15 protein-coding genes are annotated in these 13,616 nt (G+C 44.9%); 9 read left to right on the forward strand and 6 right to left on the reverse strand.

What is annotated here, in order from left to right; translation table 11 throughout:
* Window positions 1-3 precede the first annotated feature (3 nt).
* From F6K57_RS22190 to F6K57_RS22215, 6 genes are all read left to right on the forward strand, one after another.
* Window positions 4-1,365, forward strand: coding sequence for a hypothetical protein (locus F6K57_RS22190; protein WP_293017389.1), 1,362 nt, complete (start codon window positions 4-6; stop codon window positions 1,363-1,365).
* Between the two features lie 48 nt (window positions 1,366-1,413).
* The gene (locus tag F6K57_RS22195; RefSeq protein ID WP_293017390.1) at window positions 1,414-1,677 is read left to right on the forward strand and encodes an acyl carrier protein; all 264 of its coding nucleotides are present in this window, start codon (window positions 1,414-1,416) and stop codon (window positions 1,675-1,677) included.
* Window positions 1,677-2,906: a beta-ketoacyl-[acyl-carrier-protein] synthase family protein gene (locus F6K57_RS22200; protein ID WP_293017391.1), complete on the forward strand. Its 1,230-nt coding sequence runs from the start codon at window positions 1,677-1,679 to the stop codon at window positions 2,904-2,906. The genes F6K57_RS22195 and F6K57_RS22200 overlap by 1 nt, the downstream gene beginning before the upstream one ends.
* Window positions 2,907-2,920: 14 nt before the next feature.
* Window positions 2,921-4,168, forward strand: coding sequence for a beta-ketoacyl-[acyl-carrier-protein] synthase family protein (locus F6K57_RS22205; RefSeq protein ID WP_293017392.1), 1,248 nt, complete (start codon window positions 2,921-2,923; stop codon window positions 4,166-4,168).
* Between the two features lie 144 nt (window positions 4,169-4,312).
* The gene (locus F6K57_RS22210) at window positions 4,313-5,050 is read left to right on the forward strand and encodes an SDR family oxidoreductase (RefSeq protein ID WP_293017393.1); all 738 of its coding nucleotides are present in this window, start codon (window positions 4,313-4,315) and stop codon (window positions 5,048-5,050) included.
* 146 nt (window positions 5,051-5,196) lie between these two features.
* A complete protein-coding gene (locus tag F6K57_RS22215) occupies window positions 5,197-5,967 on the forward strand; it encodes an aspartyl/asparaginyl beta-hydroxylase domain-containing protein (RefSeq protein ID WP_293017394.1) in 771 nt (256 codons plus the stop codon).
* A 303-nt stretch (window positions 5,968-6,270) separates the two neighbouring features.
* Here F6K57_RS22215 and F6K57_RS22220 read toward each other — a convergent pair whose 3' ends face one another.
* Window positions 6,271-7,875 (reverse strand): FkbM family methyltransferase, encoded by a 1,605-nt coding sequence (locus F6K57_RS22220; protein ID WP_293070696.1) that lies wholly within the window; start codon window positions 7,873-7,875, stop codon window positions 6,271-6,273.
* 161 nt (window positions 7,876-8,036) lie between these two features.
* On the opposite strand from F6K57_RS22220, the gene F6K57_RS22225 reads away from it, so the two are divergent.
* Window positions 8,037-9,344 carry an FAD-binding oxidoreductase gene (locus F6K57_RS22225; RefSeq protein WP_293070697.1) on the forward strand — a complete coding sequence of 436 codons (1,308 nt, stop codon included), beginning with the start codon at window positions 8,037-8,039 and terminating at the stop codon, window positions 9,342-9,344.
* Here the strand turns inward: F6K57_RS22225 and F6K57_RS22230 are convergent.
* Window positions 9,312-9,476 (reverse strand): hypothetical protein, encoded by a 165-nt coding sequence (locus tag F6K57_RS22230; RefSeq protein ID WP_293070698.1) that lies wholly within the window; start codon window positions 9,474-9,476, stop codon window positions 9,312-9,314. The genes F6K57_RS22225 and F6K57_RS22230 overlap by 33 nt on opposite strands.
* A 171-nt stretch (window positions 9,477-9,647) precedes the next feature.
* On the opposite strand from F6K57_RS22230, the gene F6K57_RS22235 reads away from it, so the two are divergent.
* Window positions 9,648-10,982: a heterodisulfide reductase-related iron-sulfur binding cluster gene (locus F6K57_RS22235; RefSeq protein ID WP_293070699.1), complete on the forward strand. Its 1,335-nt coding sequence runs from the start codon at window positions 9,648-9,650 to the stop codon at window positions 10,980-10,982.
* A 34-nt stretch (window positions 10,983-11,016) separates the two neighbouring features.
* On the opposite strand, the gene F6K57_RS22240 is transcribed toward F6K57_RS22235, so the two are convergent.
* Window positions 11,017-11,460, reverse strand: a complete 444-nt coding sequence (locus tag F6K57_RS22240; protein WP_293070700.1) for a DUF2203 domain-containing protein — start codon at window positions 11,458-11,460, stop codon at window positions 11,017-11,019.
* Between the two features lie 81 nt (window positions 11,461-11,541).
* Between F6K57_RS22240 and F6K57_RS22245 the strand changes: the two genes are divergently transcribed.
* Complete coding sequence (locus F6K57_RS22245) at window positions 11,542-11,826, forward strand: DUF6439 family protein (RefSeq protein WP_293017400.1); 285 nt, start codon at window positions 11,542-11,544, stop codon at window positions 11,824-11,826.
* 12 nt (window positions 11,827-11,838) lie between these two features.
* On the opposite strand, the gene F6K57_RS22250 is transcribed toward F6K57_RS22245, so the two are convergent.
* The 3 genes from F6K57_RS22250 to rlmD form a co-directional block, all read right to left on the reverse strand.
* Window positions 11,839-12,285 (reverse strand): anti-sigma regulatory factor, encoded by a 447-nt coding sequence (locus F6K57_RS22250; RefSeq protein ID WP_293017401.1) that lies wholly within the window; start codon window positions 12,283-12,285, stop codon window positions 11,839-11,841.
* A gap of 449 nt (window positions 12,286-12,734) precedes the next feature.
* Window positions 12,735-12,860: a hypothetical protein gene (locus tag F6K57_RS22255; RefSeq protein WP_293017402.1), complete on the reverse strand. Its 126-nt coding sequence runs from the start codon at window positions 12,858-12,860 to the stop codon at window positions 12,735-12,737.
* A gap of 16 nt (window positions 12,861-12,876) precedes the next feature.
* Window positions 12,877-13,616: 23S rRNA (uracil(1939)-C(5))-methyltransferase RlmD (rlmD, locus tag F6K57_RS22260; protein ID WP_293070701.1), on the reverse strand; the 740-nt coding region annotated here is incomplete at its 5' end.

Raw genomic sequence — 13,616 nt, forward strand, 5'->3', positions numbered from 1 at the left:
CTCATGTCCACAGTATTGACCTATACTTTTAATCCCACCACGGTGCAAGCCAATACCCGCAAGAGCTTTACCCTAGTGGCTACAAATGGCTCTACCCCTCTCTCCTTAAATACTAGGAATGCAATTTATTTGGCGGTGCCGGTAGGAGATGAGGCTAGCGATCTGACCCCTAACTTGAATGAGATTAGCACTCAAGCACCGGATAAGTGGCGCTTTAACGCGACTAATCAGGGTGGAGAGTACAACTTTATTATTTCACCCACCCAAAATTTCACCATCAATGCCAATGCTTCGCTAGTTTTCGAACTGAACAATGTGATCATCAATCCAGTTCAAGGTAACGCCAAAGTGGTTTTGGAAGAGTTTGTTCAGATGACCCCAGGACAAACTGAGTTTACGATACAAAAAAATGAAGCCCAGCTTAGTATTGTTGCTCAAGCAATCCCCTCTACTGTGGGTCGTAACCAAACCACCGATTTGAAATGGAATGCAGCTAAGGCTGCTTATGTGATCATTCAACCGATCAATAAACAGGTTGACACCAGTGGTGAGTATCCGACTACACCATCCCAGGATGTCACTCCTGAAGCACCCCAAGTCACGTATTCCCTCACGGCCTGGACGCCAGATCAAAAATTTGCCCGCGACAATGTAACAGTCACCATTAGTCCACCTGTATTTAGGAAGGTGGAACCACAAAATCAACCTCCGATCGACCTTGATGCAGAAGTTAAGTTGGAGTGGAATGTAGAATACGCCGAAACTGTACAACTGACTTTACCTCAGGGGGTAGTCCCACAACCCACCAGCGGTTCTCTGGAGGTAAAACCCCAGCAAATGTTAGTGGGTAATGCTGAATCAGTTACCTATACTTGGCGTGCTACAGGTGCTGATCAACCAGTATTTGCCTCGGTGGAAATTCCCTTTAATCCAGTGACGATCGACTATTTTCGCTACCCAAACTTCGAGACAACCAACACTTTTCAAGTCCAAGTCACCAATGGCTTTACAAATGTTGAACAACACTATGTTGAAGGGGGCAGCTACTTTAAACTGACTGCCACAGGTCCTCGTGGTCCACTCGTTCAATATCTGGGGGATTACGAAGCCTTACAGATCCAAGTATTTCTAAGCAGCAGTAATAATGTAAGCCCTGGTACAGAGGTCGAGCTACAATGGCAAACAGTACTAGCCACCTCTCTCTCCCTAGAGTCGGATGATGGCTGCTCCACCCCCATTAGCCACGATCAAATCGCCCGAGGCAAGTTAAACGTTACACCCACTCAAAGTACTCTCTACACTCTCAAAGCCACTGATGCCAATGACAATATTATTACGAGCCAGTTGCAAGTTACGGTGAGCTAAGATTGCCCATGTAAGTAATAAGATTGCCCATGATTCAGGAGAAAAGCCGTGTCAACTATTGAAGAAGTAGTTTATGCTGCCATCCGTAAGGTCAAGCCTTCCCTGTTGGAGACTGAATTAAGCCTCGCCACTCGATTTGACGACTACCGTATCACTTCTATGGAAATGGCGATGATTGTCTTTGAAATCGAGGATCATTATGATATTGAAATTGAGGCCCACACTCTAATTGACTTTGATACGATCGGTGCAGCCTGTGAATTTATAGCGAAACTGCTTGCCAAGAAGAACCTTCAGGGAGTAGCTACCTAATGAGCATCCTCAGCGATGACGAACGGGTCGTTATTACTGGTTTAGGTTGTGTCTCTGCTCATGGTGTCGGTGTGCGCCCCTTTTGGAACCAGGTCGTAGAAGGTCACAGCGCAATTGCGCCTACAACTCGTGCCCAAGCTGGCCACAGCATAACTGTCCCAGCAGCACCAGTGACTGAATTTCAATTACAACACCATATCAAAACACCCCAACAGCCCTTGCTTGATCCCTTCAGCCAATATGCCCTGGTAGCTGCTCATGAAGCTATCAACGATGCTGCATGGGATCTAACTCAACTACCTAGGAGTGAAGTCGCAGTAATTCTTGGTTCTACCAGTGGTGGCGAGGCCAGTCGAGAAAACGAAGCAGTCCGTTTTTTTTATCAGGGAAAGAAACGTTGTAATCCAGCTTTGGTGACTCGTACTAACCATCAGGCAGTGGTGTGCGGGATTTCCATGCATTTTGGTTTTACCGGTCCTGCTTTTGTCGTTCATACTGGCTGTGCATCGGGTACCCATGCTATTGCTCAAGCCTACTTAATGTTACGCCATGGTCAAGCCCGTTATGCTGTCACTGGTGGTGCAGAAGCTTGTGTAATGTTCTCCACCCTGGTAGCCTTTCAAGCCATGGGAGTGTTAGCGACTGACACCTGCCGCCCTTTTTCCTCTGGTCGGACTGGTATGGCTTTGGGAGAAGGAGCAGGAGTAATCACTCTGGAAACTTTAGCAGCAGCCAGGGAGCGCCATGCCCCAATCTATGCAGAACTAGCAGGTATTGGTATGAGTGCTGACGCTAGTGACCCAGTCAATCCAGTGGTTCATGGGCCGATAAAAGCCATGCAACTAGCCTTGGATCGTGCTGGTTTAAAACCGAAACAGGTCGATTACATCAATGCTCACGGTACTGGTACCCAGTCCAACGATCAAGTAGAGAATGAAGCAATCAAACAACTGTTTGATGCCCATGCAACCCACTTAGCGGTATCATCCACCAAAGCGAGTCATGGACATGCTCTCGGTGCCTCTGGAGGTTTTGAATTGATTGCTACTGTTTTGAGCCTACAGGAAGGGCTGCTGCCACCCACTGCAAATTTCACCACACCTGACCCAAAGTGTGACTTGGATTATATACCCAATCATAGCCGCGAACAGCGTATATCAGTGGCTCTGTCCAACTCCTTTGCTCTGGGTGGTCTCAACGCAGTATTAGCTGTTACATCGGTAAGATAAAAGCGAGGTGATCGATGTCTGCTCCGTTCAGAAGCAATAATAGCAGCCGCCGAGTTGTGATTACTGGTATGGGTCTTGTTTCTCCTCTTGGCAATACCCTGGACAGCTACTGGCAACGCCTATGTGCTGGAGAGAGCAGCATCCAAATACAAGTGCGAAACAGCAAACAATGGCCAAGCCATCAGTCATGGTTGGCGGCGGCTGTATCATCAAACTTGCCAGATGACTTACCTGGCAAGATTTCCCCACACTTACTGGATGATTTTGCCCGTTATGCCGTACTCGCTGCAGAGCAGGCATTGCAACAGGCTGGTAAGGATGTTATTCTTGAGCGTCGTCAACAAGTGGGAGTAATTCTTGGCACTGCTGTTGGCGGTGATGAATCCCGCAACGAAGCTACCTATCGAGCCTATATCAAACAACGCCCACCTTCACCACAAACTATCATCCGCGCCATGGCTAACGGTGCTGTGAGTGCTGTTTCCCTAGCCTATGGCTTGCAAGGTATTCACTATGCTGTGTCCAGTGCTTGTGCCTCTGGTACCCACGCCATTGGCCAAGCCTACCAATCAATTCGTAACGGCTGTGCAGAATTGATTCTAGCCGGTGGCAGCGAACAACTGCCATCCTACAGCCTGTACCGAAGTTGGCAGCAGATGGGGGTACTTAGCCCAGACGGTTGTCGGCCGTTTTGTGCCAGCCGCAACGGTATCATTCTTGGCGAAGGTGCAGGTGTGCTAGTGCTGGAATCTCTAGCCTCTGCCCGCGCCCGCAATGCTACTATTCATGGGGAAATCGTTGGTTTTGCTCACAATGCTTCAGCTAAAGACTGGATCCAACCTGACGCCGACACAATGGCTCACTGCATCCGCACTGCAATTCAAGCAGCCAAGTGGAAGCAGGAAGAAGTAATTTATATTAATGCTCATGGCACTGGTACTAAACTAAATGATATCGCCGAAACTGCTGCCATTCATCAAGTTTTTGGTAGCCATGCTAGCACCGTCAAAGTCTCCTCCAGCAAAGCTCATCATGGTCATACCCTTGGTGCTGCTGGTGCGCTGGAATGTATTGCTACAGTTCTCGCGCTTCAACACCGCACTGCACCCCCCAATACTATCACCCATGTCCCCGACCCTGACTGCAAGCTGAACCTGATTACTGGTGCTGCCACTCCCCTAGATGGCGACTATGCCCTTAGCCATTCTTTTGCTTTTGGTGGCTTAAATGGAGTCTTGGCCCTACAACGATTTCAGGAGTGACAGAGATACTATTGGACAGGATTACTTGACACTTTACTTCCCTTAGTCTAAAGGAAACTCTACAACCATAGAGAATTTAGTCCCTAGCGTCGATAAATCACAATTACTGGTGGAACAATAGCAATACTTGAAGAGACAGAAATTATGACTTCAGAGGGCGTATTAATTGTAACAGGTGGTAGCCGTGGCCTAGGTGAAGCAATCGTGCGGGATGCCCTCAAGCGTGGACAATTTGTCGCTACTTGTAGCCGGGTTGAATCTAAATTTATTTATGATATGCGCAACTCTGATCCCCAGGAAGAACAATTTTACTGGCAACAACTTGATCTCACCGATCCCGAACAAACCACCACCTTCATCAAAACGGTAGCAAGACGTTATAAAAATATCACTGGTCTGGTGAACAATGCTGGCCAAAGCCAAGGCCAATTTTTATCACTCACCCGCGACCAGCTTGTACAACAACTGCTTGCCATTAATCTTGAAGCAGTTATCCGTGTTACCCGTCTAGTCTTACCTTACATGCTCCGCAACAGCAGCGGCTCCATTGTTAATCTCAGTTCAATCTCTGGCCACCGGGGTGCTGCTGGTCTCTCTGTATACGGTGCCACTAAAAGTGCCCTTGAAGGTTTTAGTCGTTGTCTAGCCCGTGAGGTTGGAAGTCGCCAAGTACGTGTTAATGCTGTAGCTCCTGGATTGCTTACCACTAGCATGGCTGACAACACACCTGAAGAAGAAAAACAACGTATTATCCAACACACCCCTATGGGTCGCCTCGGCAATGTCGATGACGTTGTTGGTTTAATCAGATTCCTTCTCTCTGAGGAAGCCCGGTTTATTACTGGCCAGAACATAGTTGTCGATGGTGGCTTTACCTGTTAAACAGAAAACTACTAGCATAAGCTCAGTAACCTAACTGTCTTTTAGGCGTTTTCCTTCAGTTCCTCAAAGTTCGCTGAAAAATTTTCATAAGTTTAGGGAGTCCATGTGACACTCAAGTAGTAGTTGTAGATTAAAGGATACAGACCATGAATCTAAAACGCTTGTACTGCATTATTAAAAATCGTCTGGTGACTTATAAAATTGTTGCTATTTTCAATCCGATTTTTAATATATTTATCGGTGGCAATCATCGACCAGTGTTTTTTAATATTGAAGAAGATTACCCAACTTTAAAAATATTTGAGCAACATTATGCAGTCATTAAGGCTGAATTAGAAGCAGTCCTTGTCCATCAAGATCGAATGCCTCGCTATCACGAAATTGATGACGATTTGCTCTATGCGTCTGGACGGTACAATCGTGACAAACGTTGGAATATATATATGCTGTTTTGCTATGGCGAAAAACCTCAGTTTAATCGAGAGCTTTGTCCGGAAACTTGTGCGTTGTTGGATAGTATTCCTAATCTTTGTCAAGGCTTTTTTTCGATACTCGATCCAGGTAAATCTATTCCCCTACATACTAGTCCATCCCGCTATTATCTACGCTATCACTTAGGTTTGAAAGTACCCAAGCACAATCCTCCCATTCTCAAAATCAAGGACTGTGAATATTCTTGGAAAGAAGGTGAGGGTGTTTTATTTGATGATAGTTGGGAACACGAAATTATCAATAATGCTGATGAATTGCGTGCAGTTCTCATTGTTGATGTTCTCCGACCTATGGCCTTGCCAGTTCATGTTCTCGGTAAGTTCATTATGTTTCTTGCTCGCTGGATCTATGCGTTGGAAACTCATCGCCGAATAAGAAGATTTTTTTGGACTGAATCTGTTGGCGAGAGTGCAGCAGCTCCTTGATGACTGGGTGGTGATCTGAAAGTAGTGATGAAGCTCAACTGCTGCTCATTAACCTTGTTCTTGGAATTAATCGCTGTAAACCCCCGGCTATGCAGGCAGGGTAAACGGATCTTATAAACCTTTGTATGTTGCCTGTTGACTGTTGCTTGATTTAACTACTTTTTTTTAACATATTCCACCAGTACCAAAAAATTAATAACGGAAGTGATAACAATGAATTGAAGTACCGAAACAATCAAATATTAGCACTGTTCCCTGTTCCCCGTTCCCTGTTCCCTTGAAACCAAAATACTATATCTTCAACTATTCTTCCCTTGCTATATTTTCAGGCAACGCAATAATATTCAGTCTTCCTTGTAAATCTTCCCTAGAATTTATCGGAATTAGCTGCCCTAGGTAAGGCTGATATTGATATAGTTGATAGTTCTTGGATATGAGAAAATCAGCAACAGCTAGGTTACTCCCCCGACTCCCTGCAATATTTTCGTACAGTATCGTTGGGGTAAATTCCGTCAAAATCCTGTTGCTCCCTGCTAAAACTTGCAGTTCGTGACCTTCTGCATCAATTTTCAACAAATCAACCTTGCTAATAGCTTCTTGCTCCATCAAACTATCCAGAGTAAAGCAGGAAACTTCCTCAAAATTACCAGATTTTACAGTTGCTTGTTCATCACTAGAAACAATTTCATTAAGTTCGCTCGCACCATGAAGAGCCAGTTGAGCTGTACCATTGCGATCGCTAGCTGCTCCTGCACACACTTTCACCCAGTCTAACTGATTAATAGTACAGGTTTCTTCTAAACAACGAACACAACCAGAAAACGGTTCAACCGCTAGCACACACCCTTCTGGTCCTACTCGTAAAGCAGCACTAAAAGTGTAGACTCCCACATTAGCACCAACATCAATAACAGTCATTCCAGGTTGGAGCCAGTTGCGCCAAAACTCCATTTCTTTTTCAAACCAGTCTCCTTGAGCAATTAACACACTTGTCACCAAACTCCGGAGACTTGGCTCAACCGCTAATAGTAACTGTTCTTCAAAGGTCACATAAGTAAATGGACTTTCAACCTCCAATTCAGTCCATTCAAACCCGATTAAATCCGAATTTTCGTCCTTAATATCGCCAGCCCTAGCTAGCCCCATATTTCGCCAATACTTAGCTAAGTCTATCTGTCCTAAATCTCGATAAGCGAGGTATAGGGATTGTATAATCCTAGCAGAATATGGAGCCAAATTTTTAGCCTGGTGTAAATTAAATAATCCTTCCCATTGACTATTGATCAGGCTAGCAATTCCCAACTTTAAATGAATAGAGGGGGAATCGGAGAATAGTTGAACAGCAAGATGGAGAAATCTTAATCCCGTAGCATTATAAAATACCAATTGTGAGCGACATAAAACCTCACTTAACAAAAAAATTGATTGAGCGTAGCCATCCTCAGCGTCTATAATGTGAGCCAATTGCTCATACCGATTATCTGTAAAGTCATTTCCAGGAGGTAGATAAACTAGTCCTAGAGGAATGGATTGCTCATTAATATCAGCAGGATGTAGGGTATTAATTAACGTTGGAAATGCTGTTTGTATCCCCTGCTCCATTTCTCCAGTCATGGCGAAAACTAAAGCTAAATGAGCAGCACACAGGGGATGACCAGACAACTCAATTCCCTGATTCAAAGCCTCAAAAGCCATCTCCAGATACATGGCACGTAGGGATGAGTTTTCACATTGCTCAGCTTCAATTAATGCTACTACAGCACAGTTGTTCAATTCTATAGCAGAAGTCGGATTATCCCAAGACGTACTTTCAATACTGGTCTCTACAGTAGATAAAGCCTCTGAATCCAGATTCAGACCAGCACTTTCGAGATATTGCCAATAGGAATCAGCATAATTGACAGACATTTCCGCTTTCTCTCAATAAAGGTTCGCTGTACTGTTTGTAGCTCTAACACACAGTTATAAGCTGATAGGAAAGACGATCAGGATCTGTTTTTGTTCACCAATCCCTTACGATTACTATATGGATTATCCCACAATCTGATCAACAAACCCCCTCAACTTCTATGAATGCGATCGCTTCAACCCTCGAACCAATTGTCGAAAATTCCAATATCTACACCTGGGAAAACCTAGACCCAAGCTGGCAAGAGCGAATCAAACCAGCCATTGCTCCCGACACCCTTCCCAAGAGTATCATTTACCCTAGCACACCCGAGCAACTAGCCCAAGTCATAGGTCTAGCTCATTCCCAACATTATCATCTCCTCCCCTGTGGTAACGGCAGTAAATTAGGCTGGGGAGGTATCGGTAAAGACATTGATGTGGTAGTTAGTACCAAGCACCTAAACCAAATCATTGACCACGCCGTAGGAGACTTGACAGTTACCGTAGAAGCCGGAGTGAAATTAGCTGACTTACAAGCAATTTTATCAAAAACCGGTCAATTTCTAGCATTAGATCCAGCTAATCCCCAAGAAGCAACCATTGGAGGTATTATTGCTACCGCAGACAGTGGCTCCCTAAGTCAACGCTATGGAGGGGTTCGGGATATGTTGCTCGGCATTTCCTTTGTCCGCAGTGATGGACAAATCGCTAAAGCCGGGGGTCGAGTGGTAAAGAATGTCGCTGGATATGATTTGATGAAGCTGTTTACTGGCTCCTATGGCACCCTCGGAATTATCACTCAGGCAACCTTTCGGCTATATCCAATACCACAAGCAGCAGAAACTATTGTGTTGACAGGTGAAATGGATGGAATTGCCTCAGCTGTAAAAACAGTATTAGCCTCAGCCTTGACTCCCACAGCACTAGACTTATTATCCCCTAAGTTAGTCACAGAATTAGGGATTGGTCAGGAGATGGGATTGATGGTAAGGTTCCAAAGTGTAGCAGACAGTGTCAAGGAGCAATGTGCTCGAATACAGTCAGTTGCAGAACAGTTAGGGTTACGGAATAGTTTTTATAGTAACGGGGATGACACCAGTCTATGGGAATCATTGGCAAACTCAATTGGGAAATTGGGACAATCCTCAACAATTGTCTGCAAAATAGGAGTATTACCAACTGCTGCGGCTAAGACATTGAACACCTTGGAAAGCTTAGGAGGATTGGGATTGATTCATGTTAGAAGTGGCTTAGGGAAAGTGTGGTTTGAATCCAAAACAGTTAGTTTAGACGTGATTAAAACTATGCGCAGTTATTGTGAATCTGAACAAGGATTTATGACAGTATTAGAAGCTCCCATAACCTTGAAGCAGGAGTTAGATGTTTGGGGATATCAAGGTAATGGATTAGAGGTAATGCGTGGAATTAAACAAAAGTTTGACCCAGAAAATGTTTTAAGTCCTGGTCGATTTATTGGAGGAATTTGATTTATGGGTTTTAGGGAGTCGGAACCCACCCCTAACCCCTCCCAGGAGGGGAACGGGAGTCGGGAGTCGGGAGTCAGGAGTCGGGAGTCGGGAGTCGGGGTAAAAAACTTGAAAGTATCTTATAACTATCATAAACGCTATATCAATCATAAATGATAAATTACCAATCACCATTCACCAGTAAACCTTAAACCTTAAACCTTCAACCTTCAACATTACAACCTTAAACCTTCCAACCTTAAACCTTCAACATTACAACCTTAAACCTTAAACCTTCAACATTACAACCTTAAACCTTTAAAAATGACCAATATCCAACAACTAACCACGAATAAGCAAAATGGTTTTGATGCTGAAAAACCGCCCAAGCAGGAATTGATTGATTCCTGCGTTCATTGTGGCTTTTGTCTTTCCACCTGTCCAAGTTACCGGGTGCTTGGCAAAGAGATGGATTCCCCTCGGGGTCGGATCTATTTAATGAATGCAATTAGTCAAGGGGAAGCTCCCCTGGCCGAGGGGAGCACACAACATTTTGATTCTTGTTTGGGATGTTTGGCTTGTGTGACAACTTGTCCGTCTGGGGTTGAGTACGATAAGCTAATCTCCGCCACTCGTCATCAAGTTCAGCGAAATCAGCCTCGTAGTTTTCCAGATTCCCTGTTTAGACAGCTAATTTTTAGCTTGTTTCCCTATCCGGGGCGATTGCGTTCATTATTGTTTCCTTTATATCTCTACCAGACCTTGGGCGTGCAGAAATTAGTGCGCTCTACGAATTGGCTCAAACTGCTATCTCCTCGGTTAGCAGCCATGGAGTCAATGCTGCCAAAGGTTACTCTAGAGTCGTTTCGGGATAATTTGCCCGATGTTATTCCCGCTGTGGGTAAGAAGCGTTACCGGGTAGGGGTAATACTTGGCTGTGTGCAACGGTTGTTTTTCTCCCCAGTGAATGAAGCAACAGTCAGGGTGTTGACCGCCAATGGCTGTGAAGTGGTGATTCCCAAAACTCAGGGCTGTTGTGCCGCTTTGCCAGAACACCAAGGACAAACTGACCAAGCTCAAGCCTTGGCACGACAAATGATAGATAGCTTTGAGGGCACAGAAGTTGATGCCATCATTATTAATGCTGCTGGCTGCGGTCATACCTTGAAGGAGTATGGTCACATCCTCGAAGATGACCCCGAGTATGCCCAAAAAGCTCAGGAATTTGCAGCTAAGGTGAAGGATGCCCAGGAATTTCTAGCTAGTGTGGGACTAACTGCAACCCTTTCACCGCTTAGGGATGAGCCATTAACTATTGTCTATCAGGATGCTTGTCACCTATTACATGGACAGAAGATTAGTGTACAACCGAGACAGTTATTGCGACAAATTCCAGGAGTGACTTTACGGGAACCGATGGATGCCGCCTTGTGTTGCGGTAGTGCTGGAGTTTACAACATGCTGCAACCGGAAGTAGCGGATGAGCTGGGACAGCAGAAGGTGAATAATTTATTGAATACTGGGGCAGAGTTGATTGCTTCCCCGAATCCAGGCTGTTCATTGCAGATCAAGAAGCATTTGAAGCTGCAACGAAAAGACATTACCTTAATGCATCCGATGGAGTTACTGGATTATTCGATACGAGGATTAGGAATTTAGCTTTAGGCACACAAGAACAACTGTCAACAAGTAACTAACTCACACAAGACCTAAGTATCCAACCAATCACCAAACCCAATCCCCCAAAGCGCACCCCATGCCAAAACGGTTCCCGTAGACTATGCCAAGAAAACAACTGACTCTCTAAATTCAGCTCCAGGACTTCCAGTTGTTCCTGGATTTGCCTTAACTCAGCCTTTAGGGCTTGTCGATTAGTTTTAGTATTAGTAGTTTTAGTCTTATTACTATTAGTCTGATTACTTTTAGTCTTGCGCAAGTCTTTCCTAACTTGCTCTCGACGCTCCTGGAGTTGAGCTTGCTGTCGCTGATCCCGCTGCACCTGAGTATAACGTTTCTTGAGAGTATTAAGCGATCGCTCTATCTGACCCAATTCCTCTTCAAACTCAGCAACATCTTGTTGATCCTGTCTATTTTTTGCTGAATTACGGTAAGATGAATCAAACGATTCTGGAGGCATATAGCAATCTTAAATCCTAGGTTAAAATAGTTGGGAGTTAGTCAGCACTGACACACTCCCCCACTCAGCACTCAAAAAACAATGCCTGAATCCATCCAATTCCCCAAAACTGATGCTAAGATCGAACCTAGCACTCTGGAATTGGCTCAAGCCTTAGCAGAGCGTTTGGCGATCAGACCCAATGATTGGCATCGCCTCAAGTCTAATCGCTCCGCCCGAGCCAGTGAGCAGGCTGCTGCTGCTTTGGTATTTCTGCTCAATGAACATCCAGAAGAAGCCCTTGAACGATTGCGCCAAGCATCTGGATGGCTAGACCGCTCTATTTCAGCTCCCCCGTGTCCAACTCATGGGAAACGCCACCCTTAGGGAAATAGGGGATTAGGAAAATAGAGGGCGCTTAGAGGGATGCTTCACTTGTTTACAAAGCCTAATTTCCGTTCCCTGGTTATTCCAGAGGACTTGATCGAAGATTTGGTGAAGGAGGCTCATGCCCCTACCGCTTTCTGATTCATCGCAGGGTAGGCTAACGTCGGTAGTCTCTTGGTCGTCACCATGGGTAAAACCAGACCCTTCATCTGAAATTACCCACCAATATTCACCATTGACTACTGAAAATTGAACCTCTACGGTCTTACTTGGGTCTAAATTATTACCGTGCTTTGCTGCATTCACTAATGCTTCTTGTAATCCCAGCCGGAGTTCCGGTTGCCATTTATTGGGAATTTGTTCAAGAAGCAAATCGAGGATCGGGCAAAGGTAAAGGGTAGAAGCAAAGCTAACCGTTTCCCAACCGCACTCAGCCGGACTCAAAGATGTGGCAATCACTCAAGAAACCCCTAGCTTTTTTTTGGTGGACTTGATATAATAGGAGGCTAGATACCTGATTTTGATCGGGTTCCCCCTAAGCACGGCTGAATCGTGCTCAGGGATAACTGGACTAGGAACTCTCGATTTCTTGAGGTTGGCTTCTATATTCAAACATGAAGATTCCTGCTAGCATAGCTAAACTACAACCTCTATATGGTTAATTATTCTGTTAATTAGTTCAATAGGTTTTTCACTAATGTCGCTGCTTTACCTATCAGCTCAATGGCAAAAATGCCTAAACAGCGCTATAATAGCCATTTAGCGTTACTCATATTCTGTAACCTTGTTTATTTCTGATTCCCTACGTCTATAGTATCAGAAAATTTTCGCCCAGACCAGACCCTTCTGGGTAATTTCCTCATGAAATACCTGTCAAATAGGTAAATAATTGATGTAGATAATTGAGACTATACATAAAGACTATACATAAAGAAACTATTTATATGGCCGTGCAACCGTTGGGTAAGCTGCCAATTCCCCATCACCAATAATTCCCCATCACCAATCAGGGATGATGCTTGGGTGTTCCACAATTGGGCAACGCCAATATCAGTGCTCGAGAAAAGCAGCACATTCTACATGGGAGGTTTGAGGAAAGAAGTCAGCAGGTTGGATGTGGGTTAACTGGTAGTAACCGTTGAGGCAAAGGAGTTTGAGGTCTCGTGCTAGGGTAGCTGGCTTACAGCTGATATAAACGATCCGTTTTGGTGCCACTTGCCTGAGGATGTCAATCACTGCCGGAGAACATCCCTTACGGGGTGGGTCAAGTAAGACAATATCTGGCGCTATAGTCAAATGGGGGAGTAACTGGTCAACTGATCCCGCCTGAAATTTCACATTAGTGATCCCATTGTTCAAGGCATTTTGCTCAGCTTGCTCTACTGATGCGGCTTGCACTTCAATACCGATAGCTTGGCTTACCTGTTGAGCAAGGGGTAGAGTAAACGTCCCAATGCCACAGTAAGCATCAACTACACATTCATCGCCTTTCAGGGCTAGCTGTTTAATGATTAGGTTTAACAAAACCTCAGCCGCTTCAGTATTAACTTGGAAAAACGTATCTGGTCGCAGCCGCAACTCAAGACCAGCAAAGTTCTCCCTCAAGTATGGCTGACCGGCAACACAATAGGTTTGGGAACCAAAAATGACATTACTGCGGTGGGGGTTATGATTCACACAAACACCAACCAGTTGGGGATAACGATTTAGCCAAGTTTGCCCTTGGACATCCAAGTCTTTTAAATTCAGATCCGTTGTGACCAAGGTCAGCAACATCTCGCCAGTCCGTT

The sequence above is a fragment of the Moorena sp. SIO4A5 genome (assembly GCF_010672005.1).
In the GTDB taxonomy this organism is placed as follows: Bacteria; Cyanobacteriota; Cyanobacteriia; order Cyanobacteriales; family Coleofasciculaceae; genus Moorena.

Coding starts and splice junctions, on each gene's coding strand:
- F6K57_RS22245 (WP_293017400.1), top strand. CDS start 11,542: ATGCCTGAATCCATCCAATTCCCCAAAACTGATGCTAAGATCGAACCT.
- F6K57_RS22225 (WP_293070697.1), top strand. CDS start 8,037: ATGAATGCGATCGCTTCAACCCTCGAACCAATTGTCGAAAATTCCAAT.
- F6K57_RS22210 (WP_293017393.1), top strand. CDS start 4,313: ATGACTTCAGAGGGCGTATTAATTGTAACAGGTGGTAGCCGTGGCCTA.
- F6K57_RS22190 (WP_293017389.1), top strand. CDS start 4: ATGTCCACAGTATTGACCTATACTTTTAATCCCACCACGGTGCAAGCC.
- F6K57_RS22240 (WP_293070700.1), bottom strand. CDS start 11,460: ATGCCTCCAGAATCGTTTGATTCATCTTACCGTAATTCAGCAAAAAAT.
- F6K57_RS22220 (WP_293070696.1), bottom strand. CDS start 7,875: ATGTCTGTCAATTATGCTGATTCCTATTGGCAATATCTCGAAAGTGCT.
- F6K57_RS22215 (WP_293017394.1), top strand. CDS start 5,197: ATGAATCTAAAACGCTTGTACTGCATTATTAAAAATCGTCTGGTGACT.
- F6K57_RS22230 (WP_293070698.1), bottom strand. CDS start 9,476: ATGATAGTTATAAGATACTTTCAAGTTTTTTACCCCGACTCCCGACTC.
- F6K57_RS22200 (WP_293017391.1), top strand. CDS start 1,677: ATGAGCATCCTCAGCGATGACGAACGGGTCGTTATTACTGGTTTAGGT.
- F6K57_RS22205 (WP_293017392.1), top strand. CDS start 2,921: ATGTCTGCTCCGTTCAGAAGCAATAATAGCAGCCGCCGAGTTGTGATT.
- F6K57_RS22235 (WP_293070699.1), top strand. CDS start 9,648: ATGACCAATATCCAACAACTAACCACGAATAAGCAAAATGGTTTTGAT.